This window comes from Citrobacter sp. Cf118, assembly GCF_030334095.1.
Taxonomy (GTDB): domain Bacteria; phylum Pseudomonadota; class Gammaproteobacteria; order Enterobacterales; family Enterobacteriaceae; genus Citrobacter; species Citrobacter freundii.
The window spans coordinates 1-13610 of record NZ_JAOWES010000068.1 but is presented as its reverse complement, the minus strand read 5'-3'; the positions used below and the strand labels follow the sequence as shown (position 1 = coordinate 13610).

Sequence of the window (13610 nt, the reverse complement as noted above, 5' to 3'; positions counted from 1 at the left end):
CGAAGCCGAAGCTGGGGTACCCGCCCGTGAACTCTGCCGCAAGCATGCCATTTCCGATGCCACGTTTTACACCTGGCGTAAGAAGTATGGCGGTATGGAGGTGCCTGAAGTTAAGCGCCTGAAGTCGCTTGAGGAAGAGAACACCAGACTCAAGAAGCTGCTTGCCGAAGCCATGCTGGATAAAGAGGCGCTTCAGGTGGCTCTTGGGCGAAAGTACTGACGACAGACCAGAAGCGGGAAGCCGTGATGTTGATGTGTGATGCGACCGGTCTGTCGCAACGTCGTGCCTGCAGGCTTACAGGTTTATCCCTGTCGACCTGCCGCTATGAGGCTCACCGTCCGGCTGCTGATGCGCATTTATCAGGGCGCATCACTGAGCTGGCACTGGAGCGCAGGCGTTTTGGCTACCGTCGTATTTGGCAGTTGCTGCGCCGTGAAGGGCTTCATGTTAATCATAAGCGCGTGTACCGGCTTTATCACCTCAGTGGCCTGGGCGTAAAACGCAGAAGACGTCGTAAAGGGCTGGCAACAGAACGTCTGCCGCTGCTCCGTCCGGCGGCGCCCAATCTGACCTGGTCGATGGATTTCGTCATGGACGCACTTTCCACCGGTCGCAGGATCAAGTGTCTTACCTGCGTCGATGATTTCACAAAGGAATGCCTGACGGTCACTGTTGCCTTTGGGATTTCAGGCGTTCAGGTCACGCGTATTCTGGACAGCATTGCACTGTTTCGAGGCTATCCGGCGACGATAAGAACTGACCAGGGGCCGGAGTTCACTTGCCGTGCACTGGATCAATGGGCCTTTGAGCATGGTGTTGAGTTGCGCTTAATCCAGCCGGGCAAGCCAACGCAGAACGGATTTATTGAGAGCTTTAACGGACGATTTCGCGATGAATGTTTGAATGAGCACTGGTTCAGCGATATCGTTCATGCCAGGAAAATTATTAATGACTGGCGGCAGGATTATAACGAATGCCGCCCGCACTCCACGCTGAATTATCAGACACCGTCTGAATTTGCAGCGGGCTGGAGAAAGGGTCATTCTGAGAATGAAGATTCCGACGTTACTAACTGAGTGTTGTATCTAATCGTGGGGGCAGGTCATGGCCATTACAGAGATTGTATGGATATCGATACCGGCTGCTTGAGCGTCCCTTTCCAGCTGCTCAATAACGACATCAATACTTGCTGGTGGTGCAGACATAAATAACTGCGTTGCGGCTTCTTGTCGTGACATATACGAAGGTTCCTTCGGTTACCGGTGACAGTAACCGATATTTTCCCCTCGCTACAGCTGGTCACGAATTTTTTCAGCTTGTACATCGGATACCAGAACACAATCACCTGTTGCAGAATTACAAACGTAATATTTTCCGTCCTGATGCTGCTGTAATTTCAGTTTTGTACCCGTAAGTGACACTGTAACGCCACTTGCTTCAAACTGCCCTTTGTTGGTGATGAAAAAGTTGTTTTTTGCGAGGGTTCCGGCTTTCAAATCAACGCCTCTGATCACTTCACCCAGGTCCCATTCGTTCATTACTGAGCGTTGTTTATGGATCAAGGAGCCAAGACAGACAAACACCACGACACTGATTGCAGCAAGACCCATAAGGTTTTTAAACGAATGGTGGGCTTTCAGGTCAAGCGTCTTCGCTTCTACCAGCTGCTCGGACGTTAACTGGACAGCTCGATTGTTACGCGAAGGACGTTTACGTTGGTTAGCAGTCATGGTTCACCTCTGTTTGAAGGAGAGATAATTTTAAACCTGCCAGTATATAAGCGATCTGAATTGGGTGAAGCGAATCATCAATGCTCATGGCCAGTCTACCCTTCTGATTGGTATCTACGGCTTTGCTGCCTCGGTACTGGTATCCATATCTCTTCCTGGCAAGTTCCAGGCCAGCCAGCATGTACTGGACTTGCTGTAACGATAATGAATCAATTTGCAGAGACTTGAGCCTGTTTTTTTGCTGGCACAGACCAAATAACTCCCTCGACTCGAAATCGTCGGGGTAAGAGTGTAGTAACCCATCAACTGAGCAGGCATTCAACTTATCGAATTCACGTTCAATACCCTCGACCGAGAAATGTCGGTCTCGAACGGACTCGACTCTACATTTGCTGAGCTGGCCATCTGGTGTGGCTACAAATATAGTTGCGCCTTCGGTCAGGTCTCCAGTCCAGTTTGTATGATTAGTCATATACGCTCCGTAATGGGCCTACTAAACAATATTATCACGGCTGAATATTTGACGAAGCAGTGCGCGATACGCGCCATGATAATGTTAAATTAGTCGTTTATTTGATAGCACCATTTTTCTCTGAATACTGTTCAAACCAGAAAACAATGGGTTTCTCTACAATGCTTATCTGGCCGAATCTTTCTGCCGTTCTGAAATTCATACTACTCTTCCGTGCCCTTTCAACCTGTAAACTTATTTGTTTGCGGAACATTTCCAGTGAATATGTTGTTTTGAGCAGATTGCAGGGCGCACAGGCTGGGAAAAGATTTTCTAAGCAGTTGGCACTTTCATTAAACACTTCACCGGTAGCCTTAAGCTTAAATTTCCCTCTGGCCGCAGCTTGCATATCCTGGACGGATTTCCTTAGCACAGGTTCTACGTGATCAGCGTGCCAACCTTTTTCTTTCAGTACCTCGCCACAATATGCACATCGACCACCAAATTTAGCCCTCAGTACTATTCTTTGTTTTTTTGACAGAGACATAATAAATTCCTTGTGGAACTAAGAGAATCGGCCATCGTCTATTGATTCAGCGATGTTGACTGCCAGGGCGTTATCGTCCAAGCCTGACAACGTTTCATAGCGAAAGACAGGAATGTGAGTTCTTTTAAAAAGGGCAATAATGAACTCTCCTTCAGGCTGAGCGCTGATAGCATCTTCATTGATCATTGCTAGCACTAGTTCCCCGGTATGCGCATCGGAGAGAACAAAATCGAACACGAATTCATCTGCGTACTGTTGCGCCTGAAGTACGTCAACCGGGGCAACCGGTTCATCTTCGAGCTCCAGCTCTACTAAGTCCCGGGCAAGCACCTGGGGTGCGATAATGTACTGACCATTGAACACCGCACTCAAGCGCACATAAAGATCCATCAGGACTTTTGGCAATATCGAATTTTTTTTGATGAAGTACTCGCTCAACCCATCAAGTGCGGCGTTCTCGTCGGCATCGGCATTAATATCTGCCTGCTGATCATGCTCGTCCAAAGGTTGCTGAGTTTGTTGTTGTTCTCGTTTTGTTCGACTCGCGTAGATAAGTATGAAAGCTGCAAAGCACACAAATGTCAGAAATATTGCGAGAGCGATTATATATTTTAGAGTCATGGGTTCATTCCTATAGTCTGGAGATACTCAGGCTCCTTGAACTTCATATTTTCGGGTATATGCCGCATCACCTTTTTGATGTATGGTTGTTCAATTCTCTTAAGCGTATCTAATTGAGATTGATAATCCTTAGTTCTCAAATCATGCTCAGCACCCAGTTGTCCTAATAACGTCTGAAGTTTCTTTAAGGCTTTGCTGCACTGCACTTCGGCATTATCCAGCTTTTCAATATTTAACCAGGAGAGAATATCGATAACAGGATTTATAGTCAGATCGACAAACAGATCAAGCGTGTCATCTGGTAAATTTGAATCAATAGGTGATTGCCGGGCAGGCATTTCATCTGCTAATCGCTTAAGCGCACCCATAGCTCTCTTTAACGAACTACTCGCAGAGGATGTGTCTATTGCTGAAAGTATGGATATTGCTTTACTGGTAGTAACCATATCCAGAAATTCAGTTGTGGAAGCACTATTACATTCATCCTTTGCTGTTTTTAATAGTTCACGGGCATTTTCTGCAAGTTTGAGTCGTCTGCCTGACTCGTTATATTTTATCTGAGCTTCTTTCCAGCAGTTGACTAGATGCTGATAAATCTCACAATCTGGTGATTTCGAAATTTCTTCCAACGAGGACATAACTACGTATTGAAGAAAGATGCTCCTGCATTTTGGCAGCAGCAGGTTAAGATGCAATTCACATTCGTTCAGCTTTTTTCGCGCCGGTGTCTCTCTGAAGAGACCAATAAATAGCGCCCACAATGAAAACTGACGATCTCTTGTCTCTTTAACCAACTCTTTAACTGCCAGGGCTCGGGCAATGTTAGCATTTTCAACCTGGCGTGATAACTCTTGGAGTTCTGTAGCTGTAATCATCTCTCAGCCCTTTAATGGAAGGTTTTTTCTGGTTGTTTGGCTTCTGCCGCGACACCTTGTTGTTCGTCTGACGGCGTTGTGATGAGTCCTGGGCTTTCACCCCCGAGGGCTTTTATCATTGTGTCCAGAACCTCCATAACAACAGAGGTAAACAAAACGAAATCGGCATCAAATCTTTGGGCGTGATCTTCTGGCGAAATGTCATCGTTCTGTTCAATAAGTTCTTCCGTAAAGGTCAGTCGTGAAAAGATGAAATTGTCATTCAGGATGAAAAACATCTGGTTCATCCAGCCCAGTGCAACCTTTGTCACAAGCTTTCCGGCCTCGATGTGATGAGCGATCTCATCACATATCAAATCCTGGCGTTTTGTTGTAACGACCCCCCCGTTTTCGAGCACATCTTTGAGCGTGGCTTCGTCGCATAAAGCTAGGCCAGGCGGCAGACTTCCTGTTTTGACCCACTCTGTTAACGTCAGTTCTACCGGCGTTTCCAGCGTGAATGGGATAATTGGAAGTGAGCCAATAGTTTTACGTAGCAAAGCTGTTACATCATCTGCTTTTTTATGGCTGGTGGTCTCAACAAGCAGTAGACGTGATTTAGTATCCACCCAAATGTTTGTAGTGCTGTATTTGCTGAAAGCCTTTGGTATGAGCTCAGCGAGCACGGCATCGTTGACGGCCTGGATCTCCATTTTCTTTAGCCTGCGGTTTTGCTCTTTCTCCAGTTTCTGAACCCGGGTTCGCACAATTTCTTTGATGGTCGCGGGAGGAAGTATTTTCGATTCGTGCTTAACAGTCAGAAGAATGAGATTATTCGACTCATGCTTTAACAGCTCGACATCTTCACCCAATGGCGGGATCCATCCTGACCGTGCCATATCATTAGGCCCGCAGGGAGTGTATTTCAACTCACTTAACTGTTCATCCAGCTTGTCTAATTCCAGAGCTTTTTGGATGCGGTAGACTACAAGGCTTTTGGGTTTAAATTGGCTCATCGTGGCCCTCAGCTGTTGCTTGATTAATTTTAATAAGGTCAGAGACACGCTCGCGGATCACGACACACTCCCAGTAAGTTAGAGGCTTAGAGCTCAGCACTTGTTTAAACTGCGCCACGGCAATATCAGGTGCTGTCCGATATTGTTCGGCGATATCCTGACAAAATTTCTCAGTCTCTGGGTTATGCAGCTTTTCAGAACAATGGAAGCGTTTCATGCCGCAGCTCCCTTTTTCGAGTTATCCGCTAATTTGATCGCGAAGATTTCTGAAGCTTTTTTCCCATCCCCGCTGCCTTTAAATATGCTTCTCCGGGCAGTCACACCATGAATAGCGAAGGCTTGATAAAGCTCACGAATATCAGGCGCATCGTGGCATGATGCGATGACATGAACCCCGCGTTCAGGCAGCAACTGGAGCAGTTTGGTAAGCTCAATCTGCATAGCGGGTGTAAAACCGCTGGCATGGTAAGCCGTGAATCTGCCGGGATTAACATATGGTGGGTCGCAATACACCACATCACCCGGGCGGGCCATTGATAGCGTGGTCTGGAAGCTGGCGCAAAGTAAAGTTGCTGAGGACATTTTCTCAGCCATTGCGTATAACTCTGTCTCTGGGAGATAGGGGTTGGCGTAATAACCCCAGGGGACGTTAAAGATGCCTTTCCGGTTGTATCGGCATAGTCCGCGATGGCCAAACCTATTCAGATAGATAAACAGAGCAGCTTGAGTGTCACTTGCACTATCATGATTATTGAACTGGCTTCGCAGCTCATAATAGGCGTCCTCAGAACGCCCGAGACAGTAAAGGCGTTTAAGCTCAGAAAGTACCTTTTCAGGCGACTTAAAAATACTCTGGTATGTATCGATCAGGTCGCTATTAATATCGGCCAAAATGTATTCTGGGTAATTCGTATTCATCATTACAGCGCCTGAACCGCCAAAGGGCTCAATAAGCCGACCACCTTTCGGTAGTACATGCTTAAGACTTGCCATAATGTTGTGTTTGGCTCCTACCCACTTCAGAACGCTTTTCATTTCATTCTGGCTCCAGAATATTAGGACGCAGTGATCGCGACCAATGGGAGCGAGATGGCATATAGCCATCCCGTCAGGAAGCTTGTTTTAACGTTATCACGCCCATGAAATTGGCTATTTCGAAAAGGCCGACAAAACGAGAGCGTTTTGTCAGACACGGACAGGCATGATGATGTCGTAATTGTTTTTGTTTACTGAAATCAATATGCCGGTCGTTGTATCACGCAAAGCAATCTGTGCGGCTTCTCCTTCTTCCGAACACGCCCCCAGGCTTGCCAGTGATTCCAGGAGGTAATCGGCATTCATACCGATATCAACAATTGTTTCGGGCTCGCCTGCCTCTTTCGCAATGTCCATCACCTCTTTGCAACTGATTGCATTTGAGCCGGGCGACTTAAGCTGTAGGGCGTTGTCTTTGAATGACATCACACAAACACTGGTGTTGTTTGGCGAGCCCTCTTTAAGCAATGGGGTTGCGCGTTTTAGTGCGGTGGTGAGTTCAGAAGGATCAACCTTAAACAGTTCAGTATTTTTGGCTACCGTGCTGGCCACGCGCTTCCAGTCCGGGTAACGGCCATCGACAAGATTTGAAATGACTGTATGGCTTCCGAGCGTAAATGTCAGGTTACGGTTGCTGTAGTCAATTTTGAATTGACCCTGGCTACCGCTCAGGATTTTATGGAGCACGGGGAAAACCCCGTTGGGTAAAATCACACCTGCATTCGTGTTACTGATAGAGGTAGGAGCTGTCGGAGATTGAATCTCATCGCCCACGTCATCGCTGAAGTCGATATCATGAGAACTGACGGCCATACGATGTCCATCAGTGGCTACAGCAATAAATTGGCCATTATCGATACCGAGGTAGACCCCATTCATATAAAAGCGGACATCGTTCTGAGCCGCAGCGTGGCTGACACGCTTGATAATCTGACTCAGCATCTGCGTTGGAAAGTAAACGCTGTAATTATGTTCCAGCGTCTCAGCCTGAATTTCGGGTATATGGTCTAAGCAAACCGGGATGTTATAGGAGTTTTTGTCGGTGCGAATGACAAGATGGTTTTTTGCCGCATGGAAGCGGACGTTAATTTCATCTTCGCCGCGCATGTTGCGGATTAAAGAAAAGAGTTGTGTTGCAGGTACTGATACGTCCATATCACCATTGCCCCCCGATACCGTCCCTTTACTGGTAATTTGGGCAGAGTTTAAGTCAATGCCAAGGGCAGAAAGACAATCCCCACGTAACCGCAGCGTGATCATCTCCAGTACTTTCATTGCAGGAGACCGGCGAATAACCATACACGGCATTTCGATAATTTTGAGAAGTGCTTCAGCAGAAATATCAAACCCTGGAAGCTCTTTAAATGATAAGCGTCTTGCCTTTGGTTGAACTGCGTCTATTGTAGATGCGTCTGTCATTTTACTGTCTCCCATAATTATCCGTGTTAAATTAATCGTACCCCCGGTCAATCAAGTGACGAATAGCAAATTATGAAAAAATGAAGTTTATTTGTGGTGACGGCGATAACCTAATTCAAACGCGAACTGCCATTGGTATTCATTTAAAGCACATCCAAGAGATGTGATGGCCTCAACAATTTCCTTTATAATGAGGTTGCCTGAATTCAATCTGTACTCGTAGTACCAACCTATATCAAATGCGATAAGCTGGAGGCGGAAAAGATGGATCTGAGGAACGTAACCAGTAACGCCGCTAAGCGCTTTTATATAAATGAGTTCCCCTTCCATTTCTGATAGAAAAACCATGTCAAGAATATTGGACGCGAAATTCGTCATGGTGAACATAAATTGAGCCTCTTTATTGAGCCTCGCGTAACACATCGGATGCCTTAAAGTAGCCGAGTCGGTGCATCATTTTATTGATCTGACCTACTTTGCCATCAGACCCTTCATACTTACTCAACCGGTGAAGTAAGATACGCATGGACATCAACACACTGTCTGATGCGTTATCACCACGGGTAAGTAGTTTATCAGTACTATCTGAGTATGACCCCGTAAGTGCCGCGCTCACCAAATCACCGGCAATAGCATCCGGGTGGCACAATGCCATCAAACCGATAATCAATGCCTGCCGATTAAGTTCCGTTTCTGTCAGGCCTGTTTTTGAAGTGAGTTCTGCTAGTAAATTATCAGTGCTCATTATCATGCTCCTTTTGCTTATGTTCTCCCGGTTGAATGGCGGAAGAGTCTTTACTACTGCGTGAAAATACATCCGCGACCAGAAATTTAGCTTTCTCTGAAGGACTCATAAATTTCCAGAGTTCATCAGGATATTCATCGTCATGCTTTTCAGATTTTTTCAATCGGGAGATTCCTTTTAATTTTGCAGCCATGCGGCTCCGTCCATACGGACGGATTGGCATTGTAAAATTTTGCTGCGAACTATCAATCAGACCAGTAAAGTGACGACCCATATAAATACCTCTAAGTGCAGTAGTTATTTTTTCCCGATTCAAAGCTCCGCCTTTAACGTCATACTACGGGATAGCATTACTGCAACGAAATATTCAGGGATTGTTTACGGCGTTTTGAAGGTGTTATCCATTACCGTTTTACTTCTCGCTACCCAGTCGTTTGCATCACTGCAATTGATGTTTGACGCTACGACCTGACGGGCGGATGTATAGATTGGACTTGCATAACCACCATTCCCGGCAACTACCAGACGGATACTGTTGAGATATGCGTAAACAGGATCCTGTAGGATTGTAGAATCGATGGATGCCTGCTGTTTACAGCTATCGCTACGCATCTTTACTACATCAGTTGCGACCATGACGCATTCAGGACATTCATTTTTAAGCTGAATGAACTGAGTTGGTGTCTGCCCCGCTGCCGGACTTCCATCTGCTCTAAGAGGAATATTGGCTTCAGCAATATTGATGCAGAAAGTCGATCCCGCAATTAGCGCCAGCAATAATTTCGTTTTCATATAACCTCGCCTTATTTAATTCAGATTTATCGAACTGAGCTTACTGCTTTAAGTGGTGAGTAAGAAAAAAAAAGGGTGACAAAACGGGGGGTGTTTTTTAACCTTAATCATATCCCATATGATTAGGTTGATTATGAACAATGCCAATATGCAGGGAGATGGTACTGAACATCGCCTGGAGCGCTTTTCCCGTATTCAGAAGGATGCGTTGGTACTTCTTCTTTTGTGCAAAGAAAAAGGCACTGCGATAGTGCCATTCACCAGGTTGCTGGGGTTTATTAACTCTGTTCCAGACAGCCAGGATGTAGCTGAGCCCAACCTACGTAAGTCACTCAAAACATTGCAGCAAAATGGCTATGTATGGAAGTACCGGAACAAAAACGATCTTACAGTTTCATTTGAGTTAACTTCATCAGGAGAACTCCAGGCAACTTCATTTCGGGTGCGAAGATTAGAGGCATGGGGCCAGGCAGACGAGTAAAACTCGTCTGCTGGTGGTTACACAGAAAGATACTTTTTACTGATAGTTAAAGCGCTGCGTCGTTTTAATGCAAATGGACGATTATCAGAAAGTCTGGAAGCATTACCGGCGCGAATGAATATGCGTTTCATCCTGCGGTCAAAATGTTCTTCTGACCAGCCGAAGGGATACGTACCCTTAATACCATCTATTGGCCCGGCAAGAATGCGAGCGGTTTCGCTACGAAGAGTACTTCCCCTTAAACCAAATGAGCTAAGTTTATTTCTTATCAGACTTACAGAAAATTTCCTGGGTTTTAAAACACCCTTAATACAGTACAGATGTTTACTCATAGCATTACCCTTTTATTATGGGAACGATTAGCTGCGCTGCATAAAGTCGATGGATTGGCGTTTGTTTTCTTCGATTATCTTCATTGCCTCTTCAAGCCATCCAGCATCTTCACCCCGGCTGGTTAGCTCTTTGTGCTTTAGTTTGAGTGCAAATACTGCGTCATCAGCACCGGCAGTAAACAATTCTTGTCTGACTTGTTGTGTGCTGGTTGTACCATTTATAACACCAACCATACAATTCACGATATCAATAACTTGGGGGAGTAAATCTGGATCCTCATGATTAATCTCCTCGATACTGACAAACGGCAGTAACCGGTCAATCAGCATATGGGCTAGGTTGGTGATATTCAGCAGGAATAGGTTATCGTTCTCGGTGTCGCTTTTGCTTTTTACTTCTGATGCGGTAAACGACTGAACCCGGCGATTGTATTCGCACTGCCACTCCTTACAGGCACTGATCATCCAGTTCTGTATCTCTTCATCAGAAGCGTTGGATGATGGAATGTCCATCGCAGCAGGGAGAACTTGATCCCACGGGTAAACATGAGAATCAATCATCACGCCTTCCGCGTTACGCATTAACTCAGATAAAGCCACTATGATGCGGCGCATCAGATGGTTTTCAGTGAGGAGAGTAAACTCTTGTTTCGATGCACCAACGAGCTCGACGTTGAGTCCTGTCAGCGAGTCGTTAGTGTTTGGCATAGTAACAGGCCTCCTGCCCTAAAAGATGATTATGAACCAGTCCGTGGTCGCAGGGTTTAGTAGTGCCAGTCAGCGTATCCGATTTTACGCTTTCGTCTTGATCACCAGTGTTCACTGAGGGTAGTAAAGTTTTGACGACGTTTTTCATAAAGACCTTATACTGTCATGACAGTCGTATGTAATTTTAGATAAGTTCTATAAGACATCTCAAAAAATAATGGTAATCCGCGAGCAGATTACCATTCAGGCATTCATCAATCATAATATGCTACGGTTATTATTTTATAATACCGCACTGCTTTGCTATCTCGATAACATCGCCATTTTTTATGATGATACCCAGAGTTTGCGCATCCTCAATGTGTCTAGTGGCGCATCCACCGACAGCTTTAACCTGCTCGATGAGACGGTCTGAGGCAGCAGCAGTATACGCCAGTGTACTGTCTGGAGTGTTGAGACTGAACAGATAAAAGCCTGAGACAATTCCCAAAATTACCAGTAGTCCACTTCTGAGTATCGCCGAAAAAAGGGCCGCAACGCAAATTGCACCACCGGCATAAATAGCAGCCTGGCCATATGACATAGACCCATTTTCCAGTATCGTCTGGAGTGCGTTATTGAATTCATTCACGGCAATAATTCCCCATTAGTTATGATACAAATTAAAACAGATATGCTGCTAATCATTAAAAGGCTATCTCAGTTCCATAAGCACCAGTGCTTCCTGGAACTTCATCCTGATTTCCCAAATAATAATTTTCCATTGTTGGGGGCGAGTTGCGTGGTGTTGCTGGCCTCGCGTTCGTGTTTTGTGGCCTGCGGCTATAACTGGTATTCTGCCGGTGATCCTGCCCACGGTTCTGCTGGAGGTGACGACTCACCAGTTTATTACCGCCTACATTGACTTTGCGAAGAACATGCCCCTTCACGGGGTTGACAAGTACGTCCATAAAGAAGCGTTCTTTACCATCCTCCTTGATTAGGCGGGTACGCAATTGGGCCTCCAGGTACACTCCTGTCCCGACATGAAGATGATTGCGGGCCACATCAGCAAATTGACCAAGCAAAATGATCTGATAGTGTTCTTCCGTAATTTTCTCCAGACCAGATTTATCCTCCATTGAGGACTCAGATGTTGTTACATAAATCTTTGCGTAGATGCCGTGGGTAGGGTGTTGTCGGATTTCAGGCTCACGGCCTACAGTACCTTCGATAATTACTTTGCTATAGCCACGATTAGTCATACACCCTCCCCAGCTCTGTATCGGATGACATTATTATCAGCCTGTCCGGTCTGGTGACGAATGGTAATTCGTTAAATAATTGCACTGCACATCCATAAAAATAGTCAGGATATTAAGTTTGTGGTGAGAAGGACGGCACATCAGACAAAAAAAATCCCGGCCAGGCCGGGAAAGGTGATCTTTATGCCAGCGTACTCGCCAGCGTTCTCTTTGTTATGTCCCCATACTAAACATGTATGGCCCAGAGTGAAACAATTTTTGAAACCTGCAATGAAAATACATTGTGTTTCCATTTTGTTTACCTGAAAAGAGACGAAATGTATTATTGCTTGAGATGCCTTTTTGCCATACGTTTTAGGGTTTGGAGTATTGTTTGGTAAGCAGCGAGTTCATTTTTGTACTCAGCAATCTCCGTCTCATTCTTAACATAGTCGTTTTCAAGCTTAGCTATAGTATCAGTGTATTCTTGCATACTCTGTTCAACTTTTTTTGTTGCTGTACGAAACGCAGCGCTTTTAGTCGTTCTGATGACCTGCCCCCACGATTAGATACAACACTCAGTTAGTAACGTCGGAATCTTCATTCTCAGAATGACCCTTTCTCCAGCCCGCTGCAAATTCAGACGGTGTCTGATAATTCAGCGTGGAGTGCGGGCGGCATTCGTTATAATCCTGCCGCCAGTCATTAATAATTTTCCTGGCATGAACGATATCGCTGAACCAGTGCTCATTCAAACATTCATCGCGAAATCGTCCGTTAAAGCTCTCAATAAATCCGTTCTGCGTTGGCTTGCCCGGCTGGATTAAGCGCAACTCAACACCATGCTCAAAGGCCCATTGATCCAGTGCACGGCAAGTGAACTCCGGCCCCTGGTCAGTTCTTATCGTCGCCGGATAGCCTCGAAACAGTGCAATGCTGTCCAGAATACGCGTGACCTGAACGCCTGAAATCCCAAAGGCAACAGTGACCGTCAGGCATTCCTTTGTGAAATCATCGACGCAGGTAAGACACTTGATCCTGCGACCGGTGGAAAGTGCGTCCATGACGAAATCCATCGACCAGGTCAGATTGGGCGCCGCCGGACGGAGCAGCGGCAGACGTTCTGTTGCCAGCCCTTTACGACGTCTTCTGCGTTTTACGCCCAGGCCACTGAGGTGATAAAGCCGGTACACGCGCTTATGATTAACATGAAGCCCTTCACGGCGCAGCAACTGCCAAATACGACGGTAGCCAAAACGCCTGCGCTCCAGTGCCAGCTCAGTGATGCGCCCTGATAAATGCGCATCAGCAGCCGGACGGTGAGCCTCATAGCGGCAGGTCGACAGGGATAAACCTGTAAGCCTGCAGGCACGACGTTGCGACAGACCGGTCGCATCACACATCAACATCACGGCTTCCCGCTTCTGGTCTGTCGTCAGTACTTTCGCCCAAGAGCCACCTGAAGCGCCTCTTTATCCAGCATGGCTTCGGCAAGCAGCTTCTTGAGTCTGGTGTTCTCTTCCTCAAGCGACTTCAGGCGCTTAACTTCAGGCACCTCCATACCGCCATACTTCTTACGCCAGGTGTAAAACGTGGCATCGGAAATGGCATGCTTGCGGCAGAGTTCACGGGCGGGTACCCCAGCTTCGGCTTCG

At 46.3% G+C, this 13610-nt stretch carries 21 protein-coding genes; 2 read left to right on the top strand and 19 right to left on the bottom strand.

Annotated elements, in window-relative coordinates; translation table 11 throughout:
• A protein-coding gene (locus OGX67_RS07425) for an IS3-like element ISSen4 family transposase (RefSeq protein ID WP_171866509.1) occupies window positions 1–1077 on the top strand; the annotation gives its coding sequence in 2 pieces (ribosomal slippage) (window positions 1–215 and window positions 215–1077; 1078 coding nt annotated over the 2 pieces). This gene is flagged as partial in the annotation.
• 9 nt (window positions 1078–1086) lie between these two features.
• Here OGX67_RS07425 and OGX67_RS07420 read toward each other — a convergent pair.
• The 14 genes from OGX67_RS07420 to OGX67_RS07355 all read right to left on the bottom strand — a co-directional run bounded on the left by OGX67_RS07420 (window position 1087) and on the right by OGX67_RS07355 (window position 9211).
• Window positions 1087–1239 carry a hypothetical protein gene (locus OGX67_RS07420; RefSeq protein ID WP_286526230.1) on the bottom strand — a complete coding sequence of 51 codons (153 nt, stop codon included), beginning with the start codon at window positions 1237–1239 and terminating at the stop codon, window positions 1087–1089.
• Window positions 1240–1290: 51 nt separating this feature from the next.
• Window positions 1291–1731 (bottom strand): hypothetical protein, encoded by a 441-nt coding sequence (locus OGX67_RS07415; RefSeq protein ID WP_223226831.1) that lies wholly within the window; start codon window positions 1729–1731, stop codon window positions 1291–1293.
• Window positions 1721–2203, bottom strand: a complete 483-nt coding sequence (locus tag OGX67_RS07410; protein ID WP_032951323.1) for a hypothetical protein — start codon at window positions 2201–2203, stop codon at window positions 1721–1723. Before OGX67_RS07410 ends, OGX67_RS07415 begins: the two co-directional genes overlap by 11 nt.
• Window positions 2204–2300: 97 nt before the next feature.
• The gene (locus OGX67_RS07405; RefSeq protein WP_032951321.1) at window positions 2301–2729 is read right to left on the bottom strand and encodes an HNH endonuclease; all 429 of its coding nucleotides are present in this window, start codon (window positions 2727–2729) and stop codon (window positions 2301–2303) included.
• Window positions 2730–2747: 18 nt separating this feature from the next.
• Complete coding sequence (locus tag OGX67_RS07400; RefSeq protein ID WP_223226832.1) at window positions 2748–3350, bottom strand: hypothetical protein; 603 nt, start codon at window positions 3348–3350, stop codon at window positions 2748–2750.
• Window positions 3347–4225 carry a hypothetical protein gene (locus OGX67_RS07395; RefSeq protein WP_009654998.1) on the bottom strand — a complete coding sequence of 293 codons (879 nt, stop codon included), beginning with the start codon at window positions 4223–4225 and terminating at the stop codon, window positions 3347–3349. The genes OGX67_RS07400 and OGX67_RS07395 overlap by 4 nt, the downstream gene beginning before the upstream one ends.
• A gap of 11 nt (window positions 4226–4236) precedes the next feature.
• The gene (gene rdgC, locus OGX67_RS07390; protein ID WP_007372167.1) at window positions 4237–5220 is read right to left on the bottom strand and encodes a recombination-associated protein RdgC; all 984 of its coding nucleotides are present in this window, start codon (window positions 5218–5220) and stop codon (window positions 4237–4239) included.
• Entirely contained in the window at window positions 5207–5437 is a 231-nt protein-coding gene (locus OGX67_RS07385) for a hypothetical protein (protein ID WP_007372166.1), read from the bottom strand. The genes rdgC and OGX67_RS07385 overlap by 14 nt, the downstream gene beginning before the upstream one ends.
• The gene (locus OGX67_RS07380) at window positions 5434–6255 is read right to left on the bottom strand and encodes a DNA adenine methylase (protein WP_286526227.1); all 822 of its coding nucleotides are present in this window, start codon (window positions 6253–6255) and stop codon (window positions 5434–5436) included. Before OGX67_RS07380 ends, OGX67_RS07385 begins: the two co-directional genes overlap by 4 nt.
• A 150-nt stretch (window positions 6256–6405) precedes the next feature.
• Window positions 6406–7674: a DNA polymerase III subunit beta gene (gene dnaN, locus OGX67_RS07375; protein ID WP_223307982.1), complete on the bottom strand. Its 1269-nt coding sequence runs from the start codon at window positions 7672–7674 to the stop codon at window positions 6406–6408.
• An 87-nt stretch (window positions 7675–7761) separates the two neighbouring features.
• A complete protein-coding gene (locus tag OGX67_RS07370) occupies window positions 7762–8061 on the bottom strand; it encodes a hypothetical protein (protein ID WP_009653866.1) in 300 nt (99 codons plus the stop codon).
• 13 nt (window positions 8062–8074) lie between these two features.
• Window positions 8075–8419, bottom strand: a complete 345-nt coding sequence (locus OGX67_RS07365; protein ID WP_032951317.1) for a hypothetical protein — start codon at window positions 8417–8419, stop codon at window positions 8075–8077.
• The gene (locus OGX67_RS07360) at window positions 8409–8735 is read right to left on the bottom strand and encodes a hypothetical protein (RefSeq protein WP_223227020.1); all 327 of its coding nucleotides are present in this window, start codon (window positions 8733–8735) and stop codon (window positions 8409–8411) included. The genes OGX67_RS07365 and OGX67_RS07360 overlap by 11 nt, the downstream gene beginning before the upstream one ends.
• Window positions 8736–8797: 62 nt before the next feature.
• Window positions 8798–9211: a hypothetical protein gene (locus tag OGX67_RS07355; RefSeq protein ID WP_007372162.1), complete on the bottom strand. Its 414-nt coding sequence runs from the start codon at window positions 9209–9211 to the stop codon at window positions 8798–8800.
• Window positions 9212–9344: 133 nt separating this feature from the next.
• On the opposite strand from OGX67_RS07355, the gene OGX67_RS07350 reads away from it, so the two are divergent.
• On the top strand, window positions 9345–9692 hold the full coding sequence (locus OGX67_RS07350) for a hypothetical protein (RefSeq protein ID WP_127649446.1): 348 nt from the start codon (window positions 9345–9347) through the stop codon (window positions 9690–9692).
• Between the two features lie 17 nt (window positions 9693–9709).
• Here OGX67_RS07350 and OGX67_RS07345 read toward each other — a convergent pair whose 3' ends face one another.
• The 5 genes from OGX67_RS07345 to OGX67_RS07325 form a co-directional block, all read right to left on the bottom strand.
• Window positions 9710–10024, bottom strand: coding sequence for a hypothetical protein (locus OGX67_RS07345; RefSeq protein WP_127649449.1), 315 nt, complete (start codon window positions 10022–10024; stop codon window positions 9710–9712).
• 27 nt (window positions 10025–10051) lie between these two features.
• Window positions 10052–10732, bottom strand: coding sequence for a hypothetical protein (locus OGX67_RS07340; protein ID WP_032951313.1), 681 nt, complete (start codon window positions 10730–10732; stop codon window positions 10052–10054).
• Window positions 10733–11009: 277 nt separating this feature from the next.
• A complete protein-coding gene (locus OGX67_RS07335; protein ID WP_154050669.1) occupies window positions 11010–11363 on the bottom strand; it encodes a hypothetical protein in 354 nt (117 codons plus the stop codon).
• Window positions 11364–11418: 55 nt separating this feature from the next.
• Window positions 11419–11976, bottom strand: coding sequence for a single-stranded DNA-binding protein (ssb, locus tag OGX67_RS07330; protein WP_008786804.1), 558 nt, complete (start codon window positions 11974–11976; stop codon window positions 11419–11421).
• Between the two features lie 557 nt (window positions 11977–12533).
• Window positions 12534–13610, bottom strand: a protein-coding gene (locus tag OGX67_RS07325) for an IS3-like element ISSen4 family transposase (RefSeq protein WP_171866509.1) whose coding sequence is annotated in 2 segments (ribosomal slippage) — window positions 12534–13396 and window positions 13396–13610 — 1078 coding nt annotated over the 2 segments. Because the reading frame shifts where the segments join, the coding sequence is not laid out codon by codon here. This gene is flagged as partial in the annotation.